Raw genomic sequence first — 735 nt, forward strand, 5'->3', positions numbered from 1 at the left:
GGACTTGTTGACTACAGCGCTAGCTGCGTCGTAACCCTTGAAGGTCCATGTGCCATCGTTCACTGCGTCGGTGTATGTGGTTTGGGATGGTTGTTGAGCGGAAACAGAGTTACCATTCTCATAAGTTGCACTGTCGCTTGGGGTCAATGCTGCGATAGCTGCTGGAAGTTGCTTACCTGCTGTTGCACTTGCGAAACTGTAAGTAGCTTGGTACTTGTTAGCTTCAAAGGTCCATTTACCTACAAACTCTACATCAGCCTTGTTCACGACTGCATTTTCTGCATCGTAACCCTTGAAGGTCCAGGTGCCATCATTCACAGTATCTGTGTATGTGGTTTGAGATGGTTGTTGAGCGGAAACAGAGGCACCATTCACATAAGTTGCACTGTCGCTTGGGGTCAATGCTGCGATAGCTGCTGGAAGTTGCTTACCTGCTGTTGCACTTGCGAAACTGTAAGTAGCTTGGTACTTGTTAGCTTCAAAGGTCCATTTACCTACAAACTCCACATCGGACTTGTTGACTACAGCGCTAGCTGCGTCGTAACCCTTGAAGGTCCATGTGCCATCGTTCACTGCGTCGGTGTATGTGGTTTGGGATGGTTGTTGAGCGGAAACAGAGTTACCATTCTCATAAGTTGCACTGTCGCTTGGGGTCAATGCTGCGATAGCTGCTGGAAGTTGCTTACCTGCTGTTGCACTTGCGAAACTGTAAGTAGCTTGGTACTTGTTAGCTTC

General features: G+C 48.2%; 1 protein-coding gene. It reads right to left on the bottom strand.

Features of this window, described 5'->3' with window-relative positions:
- Positions 1-735, bottom strand: a 735-nt coding sequence (locus tag D8862_RS09485) for an SHIRT domain-containing protein (RefSeq protein ID WP_221762945.1), incomplete at both ends; no start/stop codon positions are given.

The sequence above is a fragment of the Streptococcus oralis genome, from assembly GCF_003942585.1.
In the GTDB taxonomy this organism is placed as follows: Bacteria; Bacillota; Bacilli; order Lactobacillales; family Streptococcaceae; genus Streptococcus; species Streptococcus oralis_BE.